Source organism: Cupriavidus sp. SIMBA_020 (assembly GCF_046535395.1).
GTDB lineage: Bacteria > Pseudomonadota > Gammaproteobacteria > Burkholderiales > Burkholderiaceae > Cupriavidus > Cupriavidus campinensis.
On sequence record NZ_JAWRWU010000001.1, the window covers coordinates 609,629 to 630,490 of the forward strand.

The window sequence follows — 20,862 nt, forward strand, 5'->3', positions numbered from 1 at the left end:
TGTCTCCTCACAGCCCCAGAATCATCTGGCTGATGATGTTCTTCTGAATTTCGTTGGACCCGCCGTAGATGGAGGTCTTGCGATAGTTGAAGTAGTACGCGGCCAGCGGCGCGGCGTCGTCGAAACCGGTCACCGCGTGCGGCTGCTCGCACTCGAGGTAGGCCGTATCGAACGGCTGTGCGTACGGGCCGACGGCTTCCACCATCAGTTCGGTCAGCATCTGCTGGATCTCGGTGCCCTTGATCTTGAGCATCGATGCCTCAGGGCCGGGACCCTTCCCTGCCGCCTCGCTGGACACCACGCGCAGCACGGTCAGCTCCAGCGCCATCAGTTCGATCTCGAGCGCAGCCACCTTGGCGCCGAATACCGGATCTTCCAGCAGCGGCTTGCCGTTCTTCTGCTGCTGGCGCGCCACGCGCTTCAGGAAGCCCAGTTCGCGCTTGGAGTTGCCCACGCGGGCAATGCCGGTGCGCTCATGGCCGAGCAGGTACTTGGCGTAGGTCCAGCCACGGTTTTCCTCGCCCACGCGGTTCTCGACGGGCACCTTCACGTTGTCGAAGAAGACCTCGTTCACTTCGTGCTCTTCGTCGAGCATGATGATCGGGCGCACGGTAATGCCGGGCGTCTTCATGTCGATCAGCAGGAACGAGATGCCTTCCTGCTTCTTGGCCTCGGGGTCCGTGCGGACCAGGCAGAAAATCATGTCGGCGTGCTGGCCGAGCGTGGTCCAGGTCTTCTGGCCGTTGACGATGTAGTGCTTGCCGTCCGACGTCAGTTCGGCGCGCGTCTTCAGCGAGGCGAGGTCCGAACCCGAACCTGGCTCGGAGTAGCCCTGGCACCACCAGTCCGTGCAATCGAGGATACGCGGCAGGTAGTAGGACTTCTGCTCGGCATTGCCGTACTTCATGATCACGGGCGCGACCATCGCCACGCCGAACGGCAGCACGCCGGGCGCGCCGACGCGGGCATTTTCCTCGTCCCAGATATGGCGCTGCGTGGCGTTCCAGCCCGTGCCGCCGAACTCCACCGGCCAGTGCGGGGCCGACCAGCCCTTGCCGGCCAGCAGCTTGTGCCACGTCTTGAAGTCATCGCGGTTGGGGCGGCGATGATTGAGAACCTTCTCGCGGATTTGCGCCGGCAGGTTGGCTTCGAGCCAGCTACGCACTTCCTGCCGGAAGGCGTTGTCGGCCGCCGAGTAGTTGAGATCCATGCCCGTCTCCAGTGGTGCCGGCTCCCTAGTTGAGCGCGCGGCGAGTTGTTTTACCTGCGCATCGCTGCGCGGGAAAACCGGGCACAGGATGCTTGTTCAGTGGGCCGTCTGCTTCAGTGCGTCCGGCACGATGAGCGGAAAGGTCTCGATGCCCTCCTCGGCCAGCGCCTGCACATCCTCCGCCGAGGCCGAACCGCGAATACCGCGTTCCGGTGCCTCTTCGTAGTGCATGCGCCGCGCCTCCTCGGCAAAGCGGTCGCCCACGTCCTCGGTCTGTGCCAGCACCTGCCGTACCGCCGACAGGTAGCGTGCCTGCAGCGCCTGCAACGCCTGCTGGACTTCGGCGTTCACCGCGCCCGGCGCATTGGCCGGCTTGGGTGTCTCCTGCCTGGCGGTGGCGCCCGAGAGATTCAGGCGCGGCGCGCTCGGCAGGCGACTGACCGCGTGGTCGCCACAGACCGGGCATTGGACGAGGTCGCGCGAGAACTGCGATTGCGCATCTTCCTCCGAGGCGAACCAGCCCTCGAAACGATGGTCTTGCGCACAGCGCAGGTCGAGCACCTTCATGATCTTTCCAGCCCGTCGGGCAAATATTAGCCGTGAATCGAAATTTTGTGAACGGTCGTGCTAATTTTTTCTGTGACCGTTTCGCCTAGCAGGATGCGTGGGAAACACAAACTGCCAAGGCGGGCCCGCGAGACTGGGAAAACCAAGGGAAAACCCCGGGATGTCCGCCTCGCGGCCGCCGCAAGCTTAACAGTAATGTGCGAATTCAGCCGACGCCACTGAGCGGGAACGGTGGCTCGGCTTGCTCGCCCGGCTGCCACGCGCCCGAGAGGATTTTTTCAAGCCAGAACGCGCCGATGATCGTCTTGACGTCGGTGATCCGGCCCTGCCGGACCCAGTCGATGACCTGGCCCGCCGGCGTGATGAACGTCTCGAGGAATTCGCCGTCATCGAGCTTCGATTCGCCGGCCGTGAGGTCGCGTGCCAGGAACAGGTCGATGAATTCGGTGGAGTAGGAGATGACCGGGTGGATCCGGGTCAGATAGTCCCAGCGCTGGGCGGTATAGCCGGTCTCCTCGAGCAGCTCGCGCTGGCCGCAACGCAGCGCGCCCTCCTCCGGATCGAGCTTGCCGGCCGGAAACTCGAGCATGACCTCGCCCACCGGATAGCGGAACTGGCGTTCCATCAACACGGTGCCGTCATCGAACAGCGGGATCATCATGACCGCACCCGGATGCAGCACGTACTCCCGCCCGGCCTGCTTGCCATCTGGCAGCCTGACGATGTCTTGCTTGAGGGTGAGAAATTTACCGCGATGGAGGGTGGCGGACGCCACGCAGGTTTCGCTGAGATGCTCGTCGGCACCGCTTGCGGGCGCCGGGGGGGCCTTGTGGGTCTTGTCCGTCATGAACGCTCCGGTGAGGAAAGCACGGCCGGGGCGCAGGCAAGCCGTCAGGCCGTGCGATGTTTGACCAGGTATTGCCAGGTGAAGCCGGGGAAGGCAAACACCAGCATCATGCAAGCCGTGATGGCGTAGAACTGCCAGCCCTGCGGGAAGGTGTTGCCGAGGCCGGCCTCCACCGCGAAACCGGCGGCACCGGCCACCGCGTACCACACGATCAGTTCCGCCACCCGCACCCACAGCGGCTTGCGGGCATCCTTCCAGCGAAGGCCCACCGCCGCAAACAGGCGCTGGTTGACGAACGGCAGGTTGGCACACACCAGTGCCAACAAGATGACAAACCAGCCGCCCGCCGACGAACTCATGATCCGGTGCCTTTTCTATCGTCTGACAATCAGGACGCCAGCGTGGCGCGGATTGCCTGGTAGCACAGGTTCATCAGCGCTGCCGGGAAGAGACCCAGCAGGATGATGGCCAGGCCATTCAGGCTCAGCACCGAGCGCAGGCCAACCGATGCTTCCAGTGGCTCTTCACCCACCGGCGCATCGAAGTACATCAGCTTGATCACGCGCAGGTAGTAGAACGCGCCGATCAGCGAGAACAGCACCGCGACGATCGCCAGCCAGCTCATGCCTGCCGCAACCACCGCCTCCAGCACGGCCAGCTTGGCGTAGAAGCCAACGGTCGGCGGAATGCCGCTCATCGAGAACATCATCACCAGCATCAGCAGCGCAAACCACGGATGACGGCGCGACATACCCTTCAGGTCATCGAGCGTCTCGGCCTCGAAGCCCTTGCGGGTGCGGACCAGGATCAGGCCGAACGTGCCAAGCGTGGTCAGCATGTACGTCACCGAGTAGAACATCGACGCGCTGTACGCATCGGCGGCGCCATCCGTCTTGTTCGCCACCACGCCGGACAGCAGGCCCAGCAGGATGAAACCCATGTGCGAGATGGTCGAGTACGCCAGCATCCGCTTCAGGTTGGTCTGCACGATGGCGGTCAGATTACCGATCGCCAGCGACAGCACCGACAGCACGACCAGCATCATCTGCCAGTCGTTGGCCAGCGGCAGCAGGCCCTCGACCAGCACGCGCATGAACAGCGCGAAGGCCGCGACCTTCGGGCCGGCCGCGATCAGCAGCGTCACGGCAGTCGGCGAACCCTGATAGATGTCCGGAATCCACATGTGGAACGGGGCGGCGCCGAGCTTGAACGACAGGCCGGCAACAATGAACACCACGCCGAAGGCCAGCATCGTCGTATTGATGCGACCCGATTCCACGGCACGGAACACCTCGCCCAGGTTCAGCGAACCGGTGGCACCGTACATCATCGACACGCCGTAGAGCAGGAAGCCAGAAGCCAGCGCGCCCAGCACGAAGTACTTCATCGCCGACTCCGACGTCACGCGCGACTCGCGGCGCAGGGCCACCAGCGCATAGGACGACAGCGACAGCAGTTCCAGACCCAGGTACAGGGTCAGGAAGTTGTTGCCTGTGATCATGACGATCTGGCCGCCCAGCGTGAACAGCGCGAGCATGTAGAACTCGCCCGCGAACATGTCGCGCTCGCCGAGGTAGCTGCGCGTATAGACCAGTGTCAGGAACATGCCGGCCGAGCAGAACGCCGACAGCACGTTGGCCATCGGGTCGATCACGACCATGTTGGCAAACGCGTAGTGCGTTTCGCCGGCGGCGGCGTTCATGCCGAACCAGACGGTGAGGACCAGCGTGGTCAGCAGCGACAGCGGGTACGCCACGCTCTTGCTGCCCTTGCCGCGGGCAAGGTCGATCCAGTTGATCGCCGCGACGGCAATCGCCAGGAAGATGATTGGCGCCACCGGAGCCAGGCTAGAAGACGGTTGCATGTTGATTTCTCTCCCCCGCTGTTACAGCTTGGACTGCGCCACGTGGGACAGCAGGTTCGCGACCGACGCGTGCATCACATCGGTAAAGGGTTTCGGGTACAGGCCCATGTACAGCGTCATGATGGCCAGCAGGCCCAGCATGAAGAACTCGCGCTTGTTCAGGTCGATCAGTTCGCGCACGTGCTGGTGCACGATGTCGCCAAAGATCACGCGCTTGACCATCCACAGCGAGTACGCCGCGCCAAGGATCAGGGCCGTGGCGGCCAGCAGGCCAATCCAGAAGTTGTACTTCACGGCACCCAGGATGACCATGAACTCGCCCACGAAGCCCGACGTGGCCGGCAGGCCGCAGTTGGCCATCGCGAAGAACACCGAGAGTGCTGCGAACTTCGGCATGGTATTCACCACGCCGCCGTAGTCGGCGATCTGGCGCGAGTGCACGCGGTCGTAGAGCACGCCGATGCACAGGAACATGGCGCCGGAGATGAAGCCGTGCGAGATCATCTGGATGATGCCGCCTTCCACGCCGATGTCGTTGAAGATGAAGAAGCCCAGCGTCACGAAACCCATGTGGGCAATCGACGAGTACGCCACCAGCTTCTTCATGTCAGCCTGCACCAGCGCCACGAGGCCGATGTAGATCACCGCGATCAGCGAGATGGTGATGATGAACGGGGCGAGCGTGTGGCTGGCATCTGGGGCGATCGGAAGCGAGAACCGCAGGAAGCCGTAGGCACCGAGCTTCAGCATGATCGCGGCCAGCACCACGGAACCGCCGGTCGGTGCTTCCACGTGGGCGTCCGGCAGCCAGGTGTGGACCGGCCACATCGGCACCTTGACCGCGAAGGCCATGAAGAACGCCAGGAACAGCGCGATCTGCTCGTTCATCGACAGCTTGGCCTGGTGCCAGGACAGGATGTCGAAGGTACCGGTCTTGCTGTAAAGGTACAGCAGCGCAACCAGCGTCAGCAGCGAGCCGAGCAGTGTATAGAGGAAGAACTTGAAGGCCGCGTAGACGCGGTTCGGGCCGCCCCAGACGCCGATGATGATGTACATCGGAATCAGCGTGGCTTCGAAGAACACGTAGAACAGCATGCCGTCGAGCGCGCAGAACACGCCGACCATCAGGCCGGACAGGATCAGGAACGCGGCCATGTACTCGGCCACACGCTCGGTGATCACTTCCCAGGCCGAGATCACGACGATCACGGTGATGAACGAGGTCAGCACCACGAACCACATCGAGATCCCGTCCACGCCGAGGTGGTAGTTGATCTTGAAGCGCTCGATCCAGCTCGCGTTCTCGACGAACTGCATGGCCGCCGAGGCGGTATCGAAGTGAAATACGAGCGGCAGCGTGACGACGAAGCTGGCCAGCGCGCCGAACAGCGACATCCAGCGCACGTAGCACTTGCTGCGATCAGAGCCCGAGGCGAGGACCAGCAAGCCGAAGAAGATAGGCAGCCAGATTGCGAAAGACAGAACCATTTCTTTGTTTTCCTTACTTGGTGCCTATCACTTGGTGCCTATCACGCCAGTGATCGTCAGCGTCAGGAGCACCAGCATGCCGAGGATCATCGCGAACGCGTAATGGTAGATGTAGCCGGACTGCAGGTAGCGGCTGGCAGCGGCAAACGATGCCACCACGCGGGCCGAACCGTTGACGAACAGACCGTCGATCAGGCCCTGGTCGCCGCCCTTCCACAGGCCGGTGCCCAGCAGGCGCGCACCGCGTGCGAACACTGCCTGGTTGAACGCGTCCATGTAGTACTTGTTGTCGAGCAGCTTGTAGAGGCCCGAGAAGCGTTGCTGGATCGCGGCCGGGATGTCCGGGCGCTTCATGTAGAAGAACCACGACAGCACCACACCGGCAATGGCCAGCCACAGCACCGGGGTCGTCAGCGAATGGATCGCCATCGGCACCCAGCCGTGGAATGCTTCACGCAGTTCTTCCATTGCATGGTGGTTCTCGCCCACGAAGATCACGTCCTTGAACGCAACGCCGTGCTTGAAGAACTCGCCGAACAGCATCGGCTCGATGGCGATGGCGCCGATGATCACCGACGGAATCGCCAGCAGCACCAGCGGCAGCGTCACCACCCACGGCGATTCGTGCGGCTTCTCGCCCGGGGCCAGGCCATGGTGATGGTCGTCGCCGTGCGATTCATCTTCTTCCTCGTGGTGGTCGTGGTGGGCGTGCGGCTTGCCGAAACGCTCTTCACCGTGGAACACCAGGAAGTACATGCGGAACGAGTAGAACGCGGTCACGAACACACCGGCCAGCACGGCGAAGTACGCAAAGCCGGAACCGGCGATATGCGACTCGGCCACGGCCTCGATGATCGAGTCCTTGGAATAGAAGCCCGCGAAGAACGGCGTGCCGATCAGGGCCAGCGAGCCCACCAGCGACGTGATCCAGGTGATCGGCATGTACTTGCGCAGGCCGCCCATGTTGCGGATGTCCTGGTCGTGGTGCATGCCGATGATGACCGAACCGGCTCCAAGGAACAGCAGTGCCTTGAAGAACGCGTGCGTCATCAGGTGGAACACCGCCACCGAGTAGGCCGAAGCACCCAGCGCCACGGTCATGTAGCCCAGCTGCGACAGCGTGGAGTACGCCACCACACGCTTGATGTCGTTCTGGATGATGCCCAGGAAGCCCATGAACAGCGCGGTGATCGCGCCGATCACCAGCACGAAGGACAGCGCGGTGTCCGACAGTTCGAACAGCGGCGACATGCGTGCCACCATGAAGATACCGGCGGTCACCATGGTTGCCGCGTGGATCAGTGCCGAGATCGGGGTCGGGCCTTCCATCGAATCAGGCAGCCACACGTGCAGCGGGAACTGTGCCGACTTGCCCATCGCGCCGATGAACAGGCAGATGCAGGCCACGGTCAACATCATCCAGTCGGTGCCCGGGAAGGTCACGGCGGCAAGTGCCTCGCGCTTGGCGAACACGGCGCTGTAGTCCATGCTGCCGCTGTAGGCCAGCAGCAGGCCGATACCGAGGATGAAGCCGAAGTCACCCACGCGGTTGACCAGGAACGCCTTCATATTGGCGAAGATCGCCGTCGGACGCGTGTACCAGAAACCGATCAGCAGGTACGAGACGAGGCCCACCGCTTCCCAGCCGAAGAACAGCTGCAGGAAGTTATTGCTCATCACCAGCATCAGCATCGAGAAGGTGAACAGCGAGATGTAGGCAAAGAAGCGGTTGTAGCCGGCGTCGCCCTGCATGTAGCCCACGGTGTAGATGTGCACCATCAGCGACACGAAGGTCACGACCACCATCATCATCGCGGTCAGCGAATCCACCAGGAAGCCGACTTCCATCTTCAGGCTGCCGATGGCCATCCATTCGTACACGGTGCCGTTGTAGCCGGCGCCGTCCATCACGTCGCGCAGCACCAGCAGCGAGAGGACGAAGGCGATGGCGACACCGAGGATCGTGGCGGTGTGGGCCACGATGCGGCCGCCGCGCGTATCCGAGGAGAACGTGCCGAAGAACTTGGTGCCGAACAGGCCGGCTATCGCGGCGCCGGCGAGCGGCGCCAGCGGAATCGCCAGCAGCAGGTTGGGGTTGAGCGTGGTTGCCATAGGACGCTTATTGGTGTGCGGTCGGGGAGCAGTCTTGGGTCATGGAGGTCATGGATCAGCCCTTGAGCGTATCCATGTCATCCACGTTGATCGTGTCCAGGTTACGGAACAGCACGACCAGGATTGCCAGACCGATTGCCGACTCGGCAGCGGCCACCGTGAGGATGAAGAAAACGAAAACCTGTCCGGCCAGGTCGCCCATATAGTGCGAGAAGGCGACGAAGTTCATATTGACCGCAAGCAGCATCAGCTCGAGCGCCATCAGCAGCACGATCACGTTCTTGCGGTTCAGGAAAATGCCAACGATGCTGATTGCGAAGAGGATCGCACCGAGCACGAGGAAGTGGGCGAGAGAGAGCACAGCGTTATTCTCCGGGCTTAGTTCTTATTGGCGGCTGCGTTCGCATCCGCTCCGGCCCGGCCCTCGGCCGGCATGTTCACCAGGCGCACGCGGTCATCGCGGCGGGTACGCAGCTGGTTCGACACATCCTGTGCCTTGACGTCCTTGCGGCGGCGCAGCGTCAGTGCCACGGCGGCGACGATGGCCACGAGCAGGATGATGCCGGCCACTTCGAACGCGAAGATGTAGTCCGTGTAGATCAGCTTGCCGAGCGCGCCGGTGTTCGAGTAGTTGGGGTCCTGCGAGCCGGGCGGCAGCACAGCGGCCGTGGTGCCGATGAAGTTGCGCACCAGCACGATCGCCATTTCGGCGATGATCAGCGCGCCCACCACCGAAGCCAGCGGCACGTAGGTCCAGAAGTCGCGGCGCAGGTGCTCGATATCGATATCGATCATCATCACCACGAACAGGAACAGCACCATCACGGCGCCCACGTAGACGAGCACGAGCAGGATGGCGAGGAACTCCGCCTTCAGGATCATCCAGATCGCCGCGGCGGTGAAGAACGCCAGGACGAGGAACAGTGCGGAATGCACCGGGTTCTTTGCCGTGATGACTTTCAGTGCGGAGAGCACCAGCACCAGCGCAAAGACGTAGAAGATGGCGGTCGTGAGTTCCATGGTCCCTATCGGATCCTCTTTGGGCCACGCGGCACGAACCACCCCCGGGGTGGTCCGCGCCATGCGCGGCATCCTTCTGGTGGCCCCTGTTCAGGGCCGATTCAAATTCAAATTCACTTCAGGTCCAGGCGCTGTTTCCGGCACCCGCCCTGTTCAGCGATGCTGGCCTGCTTAGCGGTACTTGGCGTCCGCAGCCTTGTTCGCCGCGATCTGCGGTTCGTAGCGGTCGCCCACGGCCAGCAGCATGTCCTTGGTGAAGTACAGGTCGCCGCGCTTCTCGCCGTGATACTCGAGAATATGCGTCTCGACGATTGCATCGACCGGGCAGGCTTCCTCGCAGAAACCACAGAAAATGCACTTGGTCAGGTCGATGTCGTAGCGCGTGGTGCGGCGCGTGCCGTCCGTACGCTGGTCCGACTCGATCGAGATGGCCACGGCCGGGCACACGGCTTCACACAGCTTGCAGGCGATGCAGCGCTCTTCCCCGTTCGGGTAGCGGCGCAGCGCGTGCAGGCCGCGGAAGCGCGGCGACATCGGCGTTTTCTCTTCCGGGAACTGGACGGTGATCTTGCGCGCGAAGAGATAGCGGCCGGTCAGCGCCATGCCCTTGAAGAGTTCCTTCAGGAGCAGGCTGTTGAAGAAGTCCTTGATGGCGAGCAGCATGACGATTGCTTCCTAATTATTTCCGCGCGGCGCGCCCTGCCACTTGCAGCGGCGCGCCGTCGCCGGGCACATCAGTGCCAGATGTTCCACGGCGACTTGATCCAGATCGCCACGATGATCAGCCAGCCCACGGTCAGCGGAATGAAAATCTTCCAACCCAGGCGCATGATCTGGTCATAGCGGTAGCGCGGGAACGATGCACGGATCCAGATAAATACCGACAGCAGCAGGAAAACCTTGATCAGCAGCCAGAAGAAGCCCGGGATCATGTTGGTCAGCGCGCTCGAGAACGGGGGCGCCCAGCCACCGAGGAACATCAGCGCGGTCATCGTCGAGATGACGATCATGTTGATGTATTCGGCCAGGAAGAACAGCGCGAAGCCCATGCCCGAGTATTCGATCATGTGACCCGCCACGATTTCCGACTCGCCTTCCACCACGTCGAACGGGTGACGGTTCGTTTCCGCCACGCCCGAGATGAAGTAGACGCCGAACATCGGCAGCAGCGGCAGCCAGTTCCACGAGAGTACGTTGATGCCCATGTTGGCGAAGTAGCCGGTGTTCTGGCCGTTCACAATGGCCGACAGGTTCAGGCTGCCCGACACCATCAGCACCGTCACGAGCGCGAAGCCCATGGCGATTTCATACGACACCATCTGCGCAGCGGCGCGCATCCCGCCGATGAACGCATACTTCGAGTTCGAGGCCCAGCCGGCCAGGATCACGCCGTAGACGCCCACCGAGCTGATCGCCATCACATAGAGCAGGCCGGCGTTCACGTCCGCCATCACCACCTCGGCCTGGAACGGAATCACCGCCCAGATTGCCACGGCCGGCATCAGCACCATCAGCGGGGCCACCAGGTACATGCCCCGGCTGACCTGCGACGGCATCATGACTTCCTTGAGCAGCAGCTTCAGCACGTCGGCAATCGGCTGCAGCAGGCCGAGCGGGCCCACGCGGTTCGGGCCGATCCGCACGTGCATCCAGCCAATCAGCTTGCGCTCCCAGAGAATCAGGTAGGCCACGCACAGCAGCAGCGGCACCACAATGACCACCGCGCGGATGAGAATCCACAGCGGCGTCCACGCGCCACCGAACACAGCCTGGCCTTGCGAGGTAATCCAATCGATCATGTTGCGTTCTCGCTCTTCTTATGCGGTGGCCGCCGGCGTTGCCTTGGCCTGCTGGCCCGGCAGCTCGATGGCTTTCTCGACGGTGACGTTGCCGTACAGCGCACCCAGCGTCGCGGCGGCCACGGTAGCGGCCGGCACGCGCACGGTGTTGGCCGGCAGCGTGATTTCCAGCGCGGCCGGCAGCACCACGCTACCCTCGCCCTGCGTCACGCGCACCGGGTCGCCCACCTGCACGCCCAGCTTGTCGAACAGGTCGGACGACAGCGCCACCTGCATCGCACGGCGCGCGGCCGCGGTCAGCTGCAGCGAGTCGGCACGGCGCACGATCGGGTCGGCATGGTAGATCGGCACATCGGCAATGCGCTCGATACCGTTGGCGGCAGCAGCCGTCACGCGGATCGGGGCATCGGTGGTGTTGTTCAGTTGCGGTGCCACCGGCTTGGCCAGCACTTCCTCGCGTACGGCTTCGGCCGTGTCGAAGTCGAAGCCCGGCACATCCAGCAGGTTGCCCAGCACGCGCAGCACCTTCCAGGCGGGACGCGATTCGCCCAGCGCGCGCACCACGCCGTTAAAGCTCTGCGGCACGCCTTCGGCATTGACGAAGGTACCGGCGGTTTCCGTGAACGGCGTCACCGGCAGGATCACGTCGGCGTACTGCATGGCCGCTTCCGAGCGGAACGGCGACAGCACCACGACCGTACCGGCCTGGTTCAGCGCGGCCAGCGCCTTGCGGGCGTCGGCGGTATCGAACTCGGGTTCGGCGTTCAGCACGATGTAGGCCTTGCGCGGCGCGTCGAGCATCGCCTGCGCATTGGCGCCGCCTTGCTGCGGCAGCGCGCCGGCGATGTAGCCGCCGACCGTATTGGCCGCTTCGGTCAGGAAGCCCAGCGTCGCGCCCGTTTCCGTGGCGATCCACTGTGCCAGCGCGTGCAGCGCCGAGAATTGCGGATGGCGCACAGCCTCGTTGCCGAGGAACACCGCACGGCGTTCGCCGGACAGCAGCGCTTCGGCCACCTTGGCCGCGGCGTCGCCGCCATCGAAACCCTCGGTACCGGCGGGAGCCGCCACACCCTTGGCAGACGCCACGGCGCGGGCCACACCGGCCAGCGCGGCGGTCCAGGCGGACGGGGCCACGTCGATGCGCGTCGCCGGCATCAGCAGGTCTTCACCGCCAGCACCCAGCACCGTCACGCGGGCGCCCTTCTTGCCGGCCTGACGCAGACGCGAGGCCAGCAGCGGGTGATCCTTGCGCAGCGACGAACCAATCACGAGCACGCGTTGCAGCGTGGTCACATCGGCCACCGGCATGCCGAGCCACGGCGCGCCCTTCAGGGCTGCCGAGAAATCGGTCTGGCGCAGGCGGAAGTCGATGTTGTCGCTGCCGAGGCCACGCACCAGCTTGCCGAGCAGGTACAGCTCTTCGAGCGTGCTGTGCGGGCTGGCCAGCGCGGCGATCTGGTCGGCGCCATGGTCGCGCTTGATGCTCGCGAGGCCGTTGGCGACGTATTCCAGCGCGGTCTGCCAGTCGGTTTCCATCCATTCACCGCCCTGCTTCAGCAGCGGACGCACCAGGCGGTCCGGGCTGTTCAGGCCTTCATAGGCGAAGCGGTCCTTGTCCGACAGCCAGCACTCGTTGATCTCTTCGTTTTCCAGCGGCAGCACGCGCATGACGCGCTGGTTCTTGGTCTGGATAACCAGGTTCGCGCCCAGGCCGTCGTGCGGCGACACCGACTTGCGACGCGCCAGTTCCCACGTACGGGCCGAGTAGCGGAACGGCTTGCTCGTCAGCGCGCCAACCGGGCACAGGTCGATCATGTTGCCGGACAGTTCCGAATCCACGGTCTGGCCAACGAAGGTCGTGATTTCCGAGTGCTCGCCACGGTTCAACATGCCCAGTTCCATCACGCCGGCCACTTCCTGGCCGAAGCGCACGCAACGGGTGCAGTGGATGCAGCGGGTCATCTCCTCCATGGAGATCAGCGGGCCCACGTTCTTGTGGAACACCACGCGCTTCTCTTCCTTGTAGCGCGACTCCGACGCACCGTAGCCCACCGCCAGATCCTGGAGCTGGCATTCGCCGCCCTGATCGCAGATCGGGCAGTCGAGCGGGTGGTTGATCAGCAGGAATTCCATCACGGACTTCTGGGCCTTGACGGCCTTTTCCGAGTTCGTGAAGACCTTCATGCCAGGCGTCACCGGCGTGGCGCAGGCGGGCAGCGCCTTGGGCGCCTTCTCCACCTCCACCAGGCACATGCGGCAGTTCGCCGCGATGGAGAGTTTGCGGTGGTAGCAGAAATGCGGGATGTAGGTGCCCAGCTTGCGGGCGGCTTCCATCACGAGGCTGCCTTCCGCAACCTCTACCTTCTTGCCGTCGATCTCGAGTTCAACCATGTTCTGCCACGCTTAAGAATGGGCCGGGACCATGCACTGCTTGTGTTCGACGTGATACTCGAACTCTTTCCAGTAGTGCTTGAGCATGCCGCGTACCGGCATCGCCGCAGCATCGCCGAGCGCGCAGATCGTGCGCCCCATGATGTTTTCCGCGACGTTGTTGAGCAGGTCCAGGTCTTCCTGGCGCCCTTCTCCGTGTTCAATGCGATTGACCATGCGATAGAGCCAGCCGGTGCCTTCGCGGCACGGCGTGCACTGGCCGCACGATTCTTCAAAATAGAAATACGACAGACGCAGCAGCGAGCGCACCATGCAGCGGGTCTCGTCCATGACGATCACGGCGCCCGAGCCCAGCATCGAGCCGGCCTTGGCGATCGAGTCGTAGTCCATGTCCGACGCCATCATCAGGTCGCCCGGCACCACCGGGGCAGACGAGCCACCCGGAATCACCGCCTTGATGCGCTTGCCGCCGCGCATGCCGCCGGCCAGCTCGAGCAGCGTCGAGAACGGCGTGCCCAGCGGGATCTCGTAGTTGCCCGGACGCTCGATGTCGCCCGAGATCGAGAAGATCTTGGTGCCGCCGTTGTTCGGCTTGCCCAGCTTGAGATAGTTTTCCGGGCCCACTTCCAGCAGGAAGGGCACCGCGGCAAACGTCTCGGTGTTGTTGATCGTGGTCGGCTTGCCGTACAGGCCGAAGCTCGCAGGGAAAGGCGGCTTGAAGCGCGGCTGGCCCTTCTTGCCTTCGAGCGACTCCAGCAGCGCCGTTTCCTCGCCGCAGATGTACGCGCCGTAGCCATGGTGCGCATGGAGCTGGAAGTTGAAGTCCGAGCCCATGATCTTGTCGCCGAGGAACCCGGCCGCACGCGCTTCCTCGAGGGCTTCCTCGAAGATCTTGTACTCGTTCCAGATCTCGCCGTGGATGTAGTTGTAGCCCACGGTGATGCCCATCGCATACGCGCCGATGGCCATGCCCTCGATCAGCGAATGCGGGTTGTAGCGGATGATGTCGCGGTCCTTGAACGTGCCCGGCTCGCCCTCGTCCGTATTGCAGACCAGGTACTTCTGGCCCGGGAACGTACGCGGCATGAAGCTCCACTTCAGGCCCGTGGGGAAGCCAGCGCCGCCACGGCCGCGCAGGCCGGACGCCTTGACGTCGGCAATCACCTGCTCGGGCGGAATCTTCTCGGTCAGAATCCGGCGCAGCTGCTTGTAGCCGCCGCGCTTGACGTAGTCTTCGAGGTGCCAGTTCTTGCCGTCGAGGCCAGCCAGGATCAGCGGCTTGATGTGACGGTCGTGCAGAGAGGTCATGTTACTTGGCTCCCTTGGCGGCTTCGGTCTTCAGCTCGTCGACCAGCGCGTCGAGCTTGTCGTTGCTCATGAAGCTGCACATACGGGTGTTGTTCACGATCATCACCGGTGCATCGCCGCAGGCGCCCATGCACTCACCCTCTTTCAGGGTGAAGCAGCCGTCGGCGGTGGTCTCGTTGTAGTCGATGCCGAGCTTGCGCTTCAGGTAGTCGCCCGCGCGGTCGCCGCCGGACAGTGCGCACGGCAGGTTGGTGCAGACGGTGAGCTTGTACTTGCCCACCGGCTTGGTGTCATACATGTTGTAGAACGTGGCCACCTCTTCCACCCACACGGGCGGCATGTCGAGGTAGCTGGCGACGAACTGCATGACTTCGGGGGAAACCCAGCCCACCTCGCCCTGTGCCACGGCGAGTGCCGCCATCACGGCCGACTGTTTCTGGTCGGCCGGATACTTCGCGATCGCGCGATCGATTTCCTTGAGAGCTTCTGCTGATAGCATGGTCATTGCAGTAATACGGCGGACGCCGGCTCGCGGCCTCCGCTGGTTTGCAGCCGTCGCTGCCATGTTCCGCCGGCCAGGTCGCTCTGCGCCCCGCCGGTCCGTCGCAGGCATCGCCTGCCGCCCCCGACACTCGCGGGGCCGGCCGCATGAACCCGAATCGTCGTCCGGGTGACGGCCTTTACGCCTGGGTGGAGACTCCCCGTCTCCGGATTCTCGATCGACTTAGCGGTCGATCTCGCCGAACACGATGTCCTGCGTCCCGATGATCGTCACGGCATCGGCGATCATGTGTCCCTTGGCCATTTCGTCCAGCGCGGCCAGGTGGGCAAAGCCAGGTGCACGGATCTTCAGGCGGTACGGCTTGTTCGCGCCGTCCGAGATCGCGTAGATGCCGAACTCGCCCTTCGGGTGCTCCACCGCCGCGTAAGCCTCTCCAGCCGGCACGTGAATGCCTTCGGTGAACAGCTTGAAGTGGTGGATCAGCTCTTCCATGTTGGACTTCATGTCCACGCGCGAGGGCGGTGCCACCTTGTGGTTCTCGGTGATCACCGGGCCCGGGTTGCGGCGCAGCCAGTCCACGCACTGCTTGATGATCCGGTTCGACTGGCGCATCTCTTCCACGCGCACCAGGTAGCGCGCGTAGCAGTCGCCGCCGTTGCCGACGGGGATGTCGAAGTCGAGCTGGTCGTACACCTCGTAGGGCTGCTTCTTGCGCAGGTCCCACTCGATGCCCGAGCCGCGCAGCATCGGGCCGGTAAAGCCCATCTGCAGTGCCCGCTCCGGGCTGACCACGCCGATGTCCACCAGACGCTGCTTCCAGATACGGTTATCGGTCAGCAGCGTCTCATATTCATCCACGTACGTCGGAAAACGGTTCGTGAAGTCTTCGATGAAGTCCAGCAGCGAGCCCGAACGGGCTTCGTTCATCACCTTGATGGCACGCTCGTTGTGGATCTTCGACGCCCGGTATTGCGGCATCGTGTCAGGCAGGTCGCGGTAGACGCCGCCCGGACGGTAGTAGGCCGCGTGCATGCGCGCGCCCGACACCGCCTCGTACATGTCGAACATGTCCTCGCGCTCACGGAACGCGTAGAGGAACACCGCCATCGCACCCACGTCGAGCGCGTGCGAGCCGATCCACATCAGGTGGTTCAGCAGGCGGGTGATTTCGTCGAACATCACGCGGATGTACTGCGCACGCACCGGCACCTCGAGGCCCAGCAGGCGCTCGATGGCCATCACGTAGGCGTGTTCGTTGACCATCATCGACACGTAGTCGAGACGGTCCATGTACGGCACGCTCTGGATCCAGGTCTTCTGTTCGGCCAGCTTCTCGGTGGCGCGGTGCAGCAGGCCGATGTGGGGGTCGGCACGCTGGATGACTTCGCCGTCCAGCTCGAGCACCAGGCGCAGCACGCCGTGCGCCGCCGGGTGTTGCGGGCCGAAGTTCAGGGTGTAATTCTTGATATCTGCCATGACGTCGATCTCAGTGCTGCACGCCGCCGTAGTTTTCCTCGCGAATCACGCGAGGCGTGACTTCGCGCGGCTCGATCGTCACCGGCTGGTAGATCACCCGTTTCTGTTCCGGGTCGTAGCGCATCTCCACGAAGCCGGAAACCGGGAAATCCTTGCGGAACGGGTGGCCGACGAAACCGTAGTCGGTCAGGATGCGGCGCAGGTCCGGGTGGCCTTCGAACACGATGCCGTAGAAATCGAAGGCTTCGCGCTCGAACCAGTTGGCCGAATTCCACACGTCGATCAGCGACGGCACCACGGGCAGGTCATCATCCGGCGCGAACACGCGCAGGCGCAGGCGCCAGTTGTGCGTGATCGAGATCAGGTGCGACACGGCCGCGAAGCGCAGGCCGTCCCAGGCGCCATCGGCGTAGTCGGAGTAGTCGACGCCGCAGATGTCCAGCAGTTGCTCGAAGCGCAGCGACGGCTCGTCGCGCAGCAGGCGGGCCACTTCGAGGTAGTCGTCGGCCTTGACGATCAGCGTCAGCTCGCCAACCGCTTCGACCAGGCTCTGCACGCGCTTGCCGAGAACCTTTTCGAGCGCAGTCTTGAGGGTGTCCAGGTTATTCGCCATGTCAGCCCTTGCGCGCGATGGTGTTGGTACGCTTGATCTTGTTCTGCAGCTGGATCACGCCGTAGATCAGCGCTTCCGCCGTCGGCGGGCAGCCCGGAACATAGATATCGACCGGCACGATGCGGTCGCAGCCGCGCACCACCGAGTACGAGTAGTGGTAGTAGCCGCCGCCATTAGCGCACGAGCCCATCGAGATCACCCAGCGCGGCTCGGCCATCTGGTCATAGACCTTGCGGAGCGCGGGGGCCATCTTGTTGCACAGCGTGCCGGCCACGATCATCACGTCCGACTGACGCGGCGACGGGCGAAAAATCACGCCGAAGCGGTCCATGTCGTAGCGCGCGGCGCCGGCATGCATCATTTCCACGGCACAGCACGCCAGGCCGAACGTCATCGGCCAGAGCGAGCCCGTGCGGGTCCAGTTGATCAGCTTGTCAGCGGTAGTCGTGACGAAGCCTTCATTGAGAACGCCTTCGATTGCCATTTCACATCACTCCCAATCGAGCGCGCCCTTTTTCCAGATGTAGACGAAGCCCACGATGAATTCCAGCAGAAACACGCCCATGGCGATGAATCCCGGCCAGCCGATATCCTTGAGGGCGACACCCCACGGAAACAGGAAGGCAGTTTCGAGATCGAACAGGATAAAGAGGATGGCGATGAGGTAGTAGCGCACGTCGAACTTCATGCGCGCGTCCTCGAACGCTTCGAAGCCGCACTCGTAGGGCGACAGCTTCGCGGTATCAGGATTGTTGGGACCGAGTATCCGACCAATGGACATCAGTGCCACACCGAGCACGACGCCAAAGAGGATGAAGATGAGGACGGGGAAGTAGGCTTCGAGAGTCAAGATACGGCCAGCCTTATCTGGAATGTTGTCAACAGCACCAGCTGAAGCGGCGTCCTGTTGCCCACCCCAAGCGCCATCCCGTCTTAGCTACGGCGCCGCCTTGCGGACTGCCGGCGCCGCAATCCAAAGCATGGCCCGAGGGCCGGCTCCGGACGGACGCCGATCAAGTTGTTTGGTGCCGACGGCGAGACTCGAACTCGCACAGCTTTCGCCACTACCCCCTCAAGATAGCGTGTCTACCAATTTCACCACGTCGGCTGGGGGAGAAACAATATTGCCTTGCGCCGGGTTTTTACACCCTCCGAAGCCCGTGTGGAAGAGTCTGTCTTCCGCCTTGAGCCCCGTCGCTGGGGAATCGTTTCAAGCCTTGCATTCTAACCCAAGATCCCTGATTTGTTCAATGCACAACTTTAAAAAAACTCAGGAATCAGCCAGATCGCAGGCGGATTATTTCGGTACAGCAGGACCTGCCGGGGCCGAGGCCGCAGCGGCCGCGGGCGCCGACGCACCAGCCGGCGCGGAGGCCGGCGTGGGCTGCTGCGCGGCACCCATCACGCCCAGCGAAGCGGTGGGCTTGTAGTTGCCCAGCAGCGTCAGGCCCAGCGTGCAGACAAAGAACAACGATGCGAGCACGGCCGTGGTACGCGACAGGAAGTTCGCGGAGCCCGAGGCGCCGAACAGGCTGCCCGATGCACCGGAGCCGAACGCCGCGCCCACATCGGCGCCCTTGCCGTGCTGCAGCAGGACCAGTGCGATCACGCCCAGCGCGGACAGGACCTGCACGATTACCAACAAAGTCTTGAAGATTGCCATTTGGTTGAATTCGTTTCGAACTTGCCTGATCAGACGATCGGAACCGGCATCAGGCGTTGCCGATCGCGAGGAAATCATCCGCCTTCAGCGAGGCGCCACCAATCAGGCCCCCGTCGATGTCGGACATGGAAAACAGTTCGGCCGCATTGTCCGGCTTTACGCTGCCGCCGTACAGGATGGCCATGCGCGATGCCACGCCAGCATCCTTGCCCGCCACCTGCGCGCGCAGGACGGCATGCACGGCCTGCGCCTGGGCACTGGAGGCGGTCTTGCCGGTGCCGATCGCCCAGACAGGCTCATAGGCCAGAACAATCCGACCAAGCTGCTCGATAGACAACGCATCCAGCACGGCTTGCAACTGACGACCGACCACGGCTTCGGTCTGCCCGGCTTCGCGCTCGGCGAGCGTCTCGCCTACGCAGACCACGGGCACGATGCCAAATTCCAGGGCCCGCAGCGCCTTGGCCGCCACGGTGGCGTTGGTTTCGCCGTGATAGGTGCGGCGCTCGGAATGGCCGACCAGTGCGTAGCTCACACCAAACTCGGCCAGCATCGAGGCAGCCACCTCGCCCGTGAAGGCACCACGTGCCTCAGCCGACACATCCTGGGCACCCCAGGCCACTTGCGAGCCCGACAACAGCGTCTGGCACTGGGCAAGATAGGGGAACGGTGCGCAAACAGCCAGCGTCGCGCGGGCCGAAGCCGCCTTGATACCGTCGAGCAGCGCCGCATTGGCGGCCAGGCTGCCGTGCATCTTCCAGTTGCCGATGACCAGCTTTTGTCTCACAAGTGCCCCCTCTGAAATAAACCCACTATTGTAGCGTGGCCGGAAGGGGTCCGCCACAACGGGCGGACAATTGCATACACCGAGCCGATCCGGCGCAGCAGGACGCCCGGCGGGCGTCCTCAGCCGCCCGTTATTACCAGGCCAGCACGATCTTGCCGATGTGCTCGCTCGACTCCATCAGCCGATGGGCGTCGGCAGCCTGCGCGGCCGGGAAGACCTGATGGATCACCGGCTTGATCTTGCCGGCCGCCAGCAGCGGCCACACCTGCTGGTGCAGCGCCTCGGCGATCTTGCCCTTGAACGACGACGGACGGGGCCGCAGCGTCGAGCCCGTCACGGTAATCCGGCGGCGCAGGATGTCGCCCAGCGGAATCTCGGCTTTGCCGCCGCCCAGCAGGGCGATGATGACGATGCGGCCGTCATCGGCGATGCAAGACAGCTCGCGCGCCAGGTACGAGCCGGCCACCATGTCGAGGATCACGTCCACACCCTTGCCCTCGGTCAGCGCCTTGACCTCGGCCACGAAGTCCTGGGTCTTGTAGTTGATCGCCCGATCGGCGCCCAGCTGCTCGCAGGCCTTGCACTTCTCGTCGCTGCCGGCCGTCACGAAGACCTTGAAGCCAAGCGCCTTGGCGATCTGGATGGCGGTCGTGCCGATGCCGCTCGAGCCGCCCTGGATCAGCAGCGTCTCGTCCTTGCCGCGCGGGCCTTTGCCCAGCAGGCCACGGTCGAACACATTGCTCCAGACTGTGAAGAAGGTCTCGGGCAGCGCAGCGGCCTCGATATCGGACAAACCCGCCGGCACCGGCAGGCATTGCGCCACCGGGGCCGTGCACAGCTCGGCGTAGCCGCCGCCCTGCACCAGCGCGCAGACGCGGTCGCCCACCTTCAGGCCAAAGCGGTTGTCGGCGTGCAACAGGTCGCCGCCCACCACCACCCCCGCCACTTCCAGGCCGGGCAGGTCCGAGGCACCCGGCGGCACCGGGTAGTTGCCGGTGCGCTGGAACACATCGGGACGATTGATGCCGGCCGCCGCCACGCGGATCAGGATCTCGCCCGCCTTCGGCTCCGGATCGGGGCGCTCGGCAAGTTGCAGGACTTCGGGCGCACCGTATTCACGGATCTCGATGGCTTTCATGATCGTTCCTCATCAGTGTGTCGTGCGTGGCATGCAGGCCGGGCAAACCCCATCCGCATGGAATGACCGGCAGTGTA

At 63.7% G+C, this 20,862-nt stretch carries 21 protein-coding genes and 1 tRNA gene; all 22 read right to left on the minus strand.

The genetic code is table 11. The features are described from left to right. Positions 1-7: 7 nt before the first annotated feature. The gene (locus tag SB751_RS02845) at positions 8-1,210 is read right to left on the minus strand and encodes an acyl-CoA dehydrogenase family protein (protein ID WP_144201533.1); all 1,203 of its coding nucleotides are present in this window, start codon (positions 1,208-1,210) and stop codon (positions 8-10) included. 96 nt (positions 1,211-1,306) lie between these two features. After that, positions 1,307-1,777: a DUF1178 family protein gene (locus tag SB751_RS02850; RefSeq protein ID WP_144201535.1), complete on the minus strand. Its 471-nt coding sequence runs from the start codon at positions 1,775-1,777 to the stop codon at positions 1,307-1,309. A gap of 205 nt (positions 1,778-1,982) precedes the next feature. Beyond that, positions 1,983-2,624, minus strand: coding sequence for an NUDIX domain-containing protein (locus SB751_RS02855; RefSeq protein ID WP_144201537.1), 642 nt, complete (start codon positions 2,622-2,624; stop codon positions 1,983-1,985). 44 nt (positions 2,625-2,668) lie between these two features. Next, on the minus strand, positions 2,669-2,983 hold the full coding sequence (locus tag SB751_RS02860) for a DUF2818 family protein (RefSeq protein WP_144201539.1): 315 nt from the start codon (positions 2,981-2,983) through the stop codon (positions 2,669-2,671). Between the two features lie 29 nt (positions 2,984-3,012). Next, complete coding sequence (gene nuoN, locus SB751_RS02865; protein WP_144201541.1) at positions 3,013-4,488, minus strand: NADH-quinone oxidoreductase subunit NuoN; 1,476 nt, start codon at positions 4,486-4,488, stop codon at positions 3,013-3,015. Positions 4,489-4,509: 21 nt separating this feature from the next. Beyond that, positions 4,510-5,976 (minus strand): NADH-quinone oxidoreductase subunit M, encoded by a 1,467-nt coding sequence (locus tag SB751_RS02870; RefSeq protein ID WP_149136410.1) that lies wholly within the window; start codon positions 5,974-5,976, stop codon positions 4,510-4,512. A gap of 27 nt (positions 5,977-6,003) precedes the next feature. Next, on the minus strand, positions 6,004-8,088 hold the full coding sequence (gene nuoL / locus SB751_RS02875) for an NADH-quinone oxidoreductase subunit L (protein WP_144201545.1): 2,085 nt from the start codon (positions 8,086-8,088) through the stop codon (positions 6,004-6,006). Positions 8,089-8,143: 55 nt separating this feature from the next. Then, positions 8,144-8,449, minus strand: a complete 306-nt coding sequence (nuoK, locus tag SB751_RS02880) for an NADH-quinone oxidoreductase subunit NuoK (RefSeq protein ID WP_029050842.1) — start codon at positions 8,447-8,449, stop codon at positions 8,144-8,146. Between the two features lie 17 nt (positions 8,450-8,466). Beyond that, entirely contained in the window at positions 8,467-9,108 is a 642-nt protein-coding gene (locus SB751_RS02885; protein ID WP_144201547.1) for an NADH-quinone oxidoreductase subunit J, read from the minus strand. A gap of 171 nt (positions 9,109-9,279) precedes the next feature. After that, positions 9,280-9,768: an NADH-quinone oxidoreductase subunit NuoI gene (nuoI, locus tag SB751_RS02890; protein ID WP_186296954.1), complete on the minus strand. Its 489-nt coding sequence runs from the start codon at positions 9,766-9,768 to the stop codon at positions 9,280-9,282. A gap of 74 nt (positions 9,769-9,842) precedes the next feature. Next, complete coding sequence (gene nuoH, locus SB751_RS02895) at positions 9,843-10,907, minus strand: NADH-quinone oxidoreductase subunit NuoH (RefSeq protein WP_144201551.1); 1,065 nt, start codon at positions 10,905-10,907, stop codon at positions 9,843-9,845. A gap of 18 nt (positions 10,908-10,925) precedes the next feature. Further along, positions 10,926-13,298 (minus strand): NADH-quinone oxidoreductase subunit NuoG, encoded by a 2,373-nt coding sequence (gene nuoG / locus SB751_RS02900; protein ID WP_149136412.1) that lies wholly within the window; start codon positions 13,296-13,298, stop codon positions 10,926-10,928. A 12-nt stretch (positions 13,299-13,310) separates the two neighbouring features. After that, the gene (nuoF, locus tag SB751_RS02905) at positions 13,311-14,606 is read right to left on the minus strand and encodes an NADH-quinone oxidoreductase subunit NuoF (protein WP_144201555.1); all 1,296 of its coding nucleotides are present in this window, start codon (positions 14,604-14,606) and stop codon (positions 13,311-13,313) included. A 1-nt stretch (position 14,607) separates the two neighbouring features. Beyond that, entirely contained in the window at positions 14,608-15,105 is a 498-nt protein-coding gene (nuoE, locus tag SB751_RS02910; RefSeq protein ID WP_144201713.1) for an NADH-quinone oxidoreductase subunit NuoE, read from the minus strand. Positions 15,106-15,330: 225 nt separating this feature from the next. Continuing rightward, positions 15,331-16,584: an NADH-quinone oxidoreductase subunit D gene (locus SB751_RS02915; RefSeq protein ID WP_144201557.1), complete on the minus strand. Its 1,254-nt coding sequence runs from the start codon at positions 16,582-16,584 to the stop codon at positions 15,331-15,333. Between the two features lie 10 nt (positions 16,585-16,594). Next, positions 16,595-17,197 (minus strand): NADH-quinone oxidoreductase subunit C, encoded by a 603-nt coding sequence (locus SB751_RS02920; RefSeq protein ID WP_144201559.1) that lies wholly within the window; start codon positions 17,195-17,197, stop codon positions 16,595-16,597. 1 nt (position 17,198) lies between these two features. Next, the gene (locus tag SB751_RS02925; protein WP_008643342.1) at positions 17,199-17,681 is read right to left on the minus strand and encodes a NuoB/complex I 20 kDa subunit family protein; all 483 of its coding nucleotides are present in this window, start codon (positions 17,679-17,681) and stop codon (positions 17,199-17,201) included. 6 nt (positions 17,682-17,687) lie between these two features. Then, entirely contained in the window at positions 17,688-18,047 is a 360-nt protein-coding gene (locus SB751_RS02930; RefSeq protein WP_144201561.1) for an NADH-quinone oxidoreductase subunit A, read from the minus strand. Between the two features lie 173 nt (positions 18,048-18,220). Then, positions 18,221-18,305 (minus strand) — tRNA-Leu (locus SB751_RS02935). Between the two features lie 189 nt (positions 18,306-18,494). Then, a complete protein-coding gene (gene secG, locus SB751_RS02940) occupies positions 18,495-18,860 on the minus strand; it encodes a preprotein translocase subunit SecG (RefSeq protein WP_144201563.1) in 366 nt (121 codons plus the stop codon). Positions 18,861-18,909: 49 nt separating this feature from the next. After that, positions 18,910-19,647, minus strand: a complete 738-nt coding sequence (gene tpiA, locus SB751_RS02945) for a triose-phosphate isomerase (RefSeq protein ID WP_144201565.1) — start codon at positions 19,645-19,647, stop codon at positions 18,910-18,912. Positions 19,648-19,780: 133 nt separating this feature from the next. Then, positions 19,781-20,785 (minus strand): NAD(P)H-quinone oxidoreductase, encoded by a 1,005-nt coding sequence (locus SB751_RS02950; RefSeq protein ID WP_410747772.1) that lies wholly within the window; start codon positions 20,783-20,785, stop codon positions 19,781-19,783. Between the last annotated feature and the right edge of the window lie 77 nt (positions 20,786-20,862).

Bases quoted from the DNA above. Each gene is read 5' to 3' on its own strand.
- SB751_RS02850 (WP_144201535.1), bottom strand. From the start codon at position 1,777: ATGAAGGTGCTCGACCTGCGCTGTGCGCAAGACCATCGTTTCGAGGGC.
- secG (WP_144201563.1), bottom strand. From the start codon at position 18,860: ATGGCAATCTTCAAGACTTTGTTGGTAATCGTGCAGGTCCTGTCCGCG.
- SB751_RS02920 (WP_144201559.1), bottom strand. From the start codon at position 17,197: ATGGCGAATAACCTGGACACCCTCAAGACTGCGCTCGAAAAGGTTCTC.
- SB751_RS02915 (WP_144201557.1), bottom strand. From the start codon at position 16,584: ATGGCAGATATCAAGAATTACACCCTGAACTTCGGCCCGCAACACCCG.
- SB751_RS02885 (WP_144201547.1), bottom strand. From the start codon at position 9,108: ATGGAACTCACGACCGCCATCTTCTACGTCTTTGCGCTGGTGCTGGTG.
- nuoN (WP_144201541.1), bottom strand. From the start codon at position 4,488: ATGCAACCGTCTTCTAGCCTGGCTCCGGTGGCGCCAATCATCTTCCTG.
- nuoL (WP_144201545.1), bottom strand. From the start codon at position 8,088: ATGGCAACCACGCTCAACCCCAACCTGCTGCTGGCGATTCCGCTGGCG.
- SB751_RS02855 (WP_144201537.1), bottom strand. From the start codon at position 2,624: ATGACGGACAAGACCCACAAGGCCCCCCCGGCGCCCGCAAGCGGTGCC.
- nuoE (WP_144201713.1), bottom strand. From the start codon at position 15,105: ATGCTATCAGCAGAAGCTCTCAAGGAAATCGATCGCGCGATCGCGAAG.
- SB751_RS02845 (WP_144201533.1), bottom strand. From the start codon at position 1,210: ATGGATCTCAACTACTCGGCGGCCGACAACGCCTTCCGGCAGGAAGTG.
- nuoF (WP_144201555.1), bottom strand. From the start codon at position 14,606: ATGACCTCTCTGCACGACCGTCACATCAAGCCGCTGATCCTGGCTGGC.
- nuoH (WP_144201551.1), bottom strand. From the start codon at position 10,907: ATGATCGATTGGATTACCTCGCAAGGCCAGGCTGTGTTCGGTGGCGCG.
- SB751_RS02870 (WP_149136410.1), bottom strand. From the start codon at position 5,976: ATGGTTCTGTCTTTCGCAATCTGGCTGCCTATCTTCTTCGGCTTGCTG.
- SB751_RS02950 (WP_410747772.1), bottom strand. From the start codon at position 20,785: ATGAAAGCCATCGAGATCCGTGAATACGGTGCGCCCGAAGTCCTGCAA.
- SB751_RS02860 (WP_144201539.1), bottom strand. From the start codon at position 2,983: ATGAGTTCGTCGGCGGGCGGCTGGTTTGTCATCTTGTTGGCACTGGTG.
- SB751_RS02925 (WP_008643342.1), bottom strand. From the start codon at position 17,681: ATGGCAATCGAAGGCGTTCTCAATGAAGGCTTCGTCACGACTACCGCT.
- nuoG (WP_149136412.1), bottom strand. From the start codon at position 13,298: ATGGTTGAACTCGAGATCGACGGCAAGAAGGTAGAGGTTGCGGAAGGC.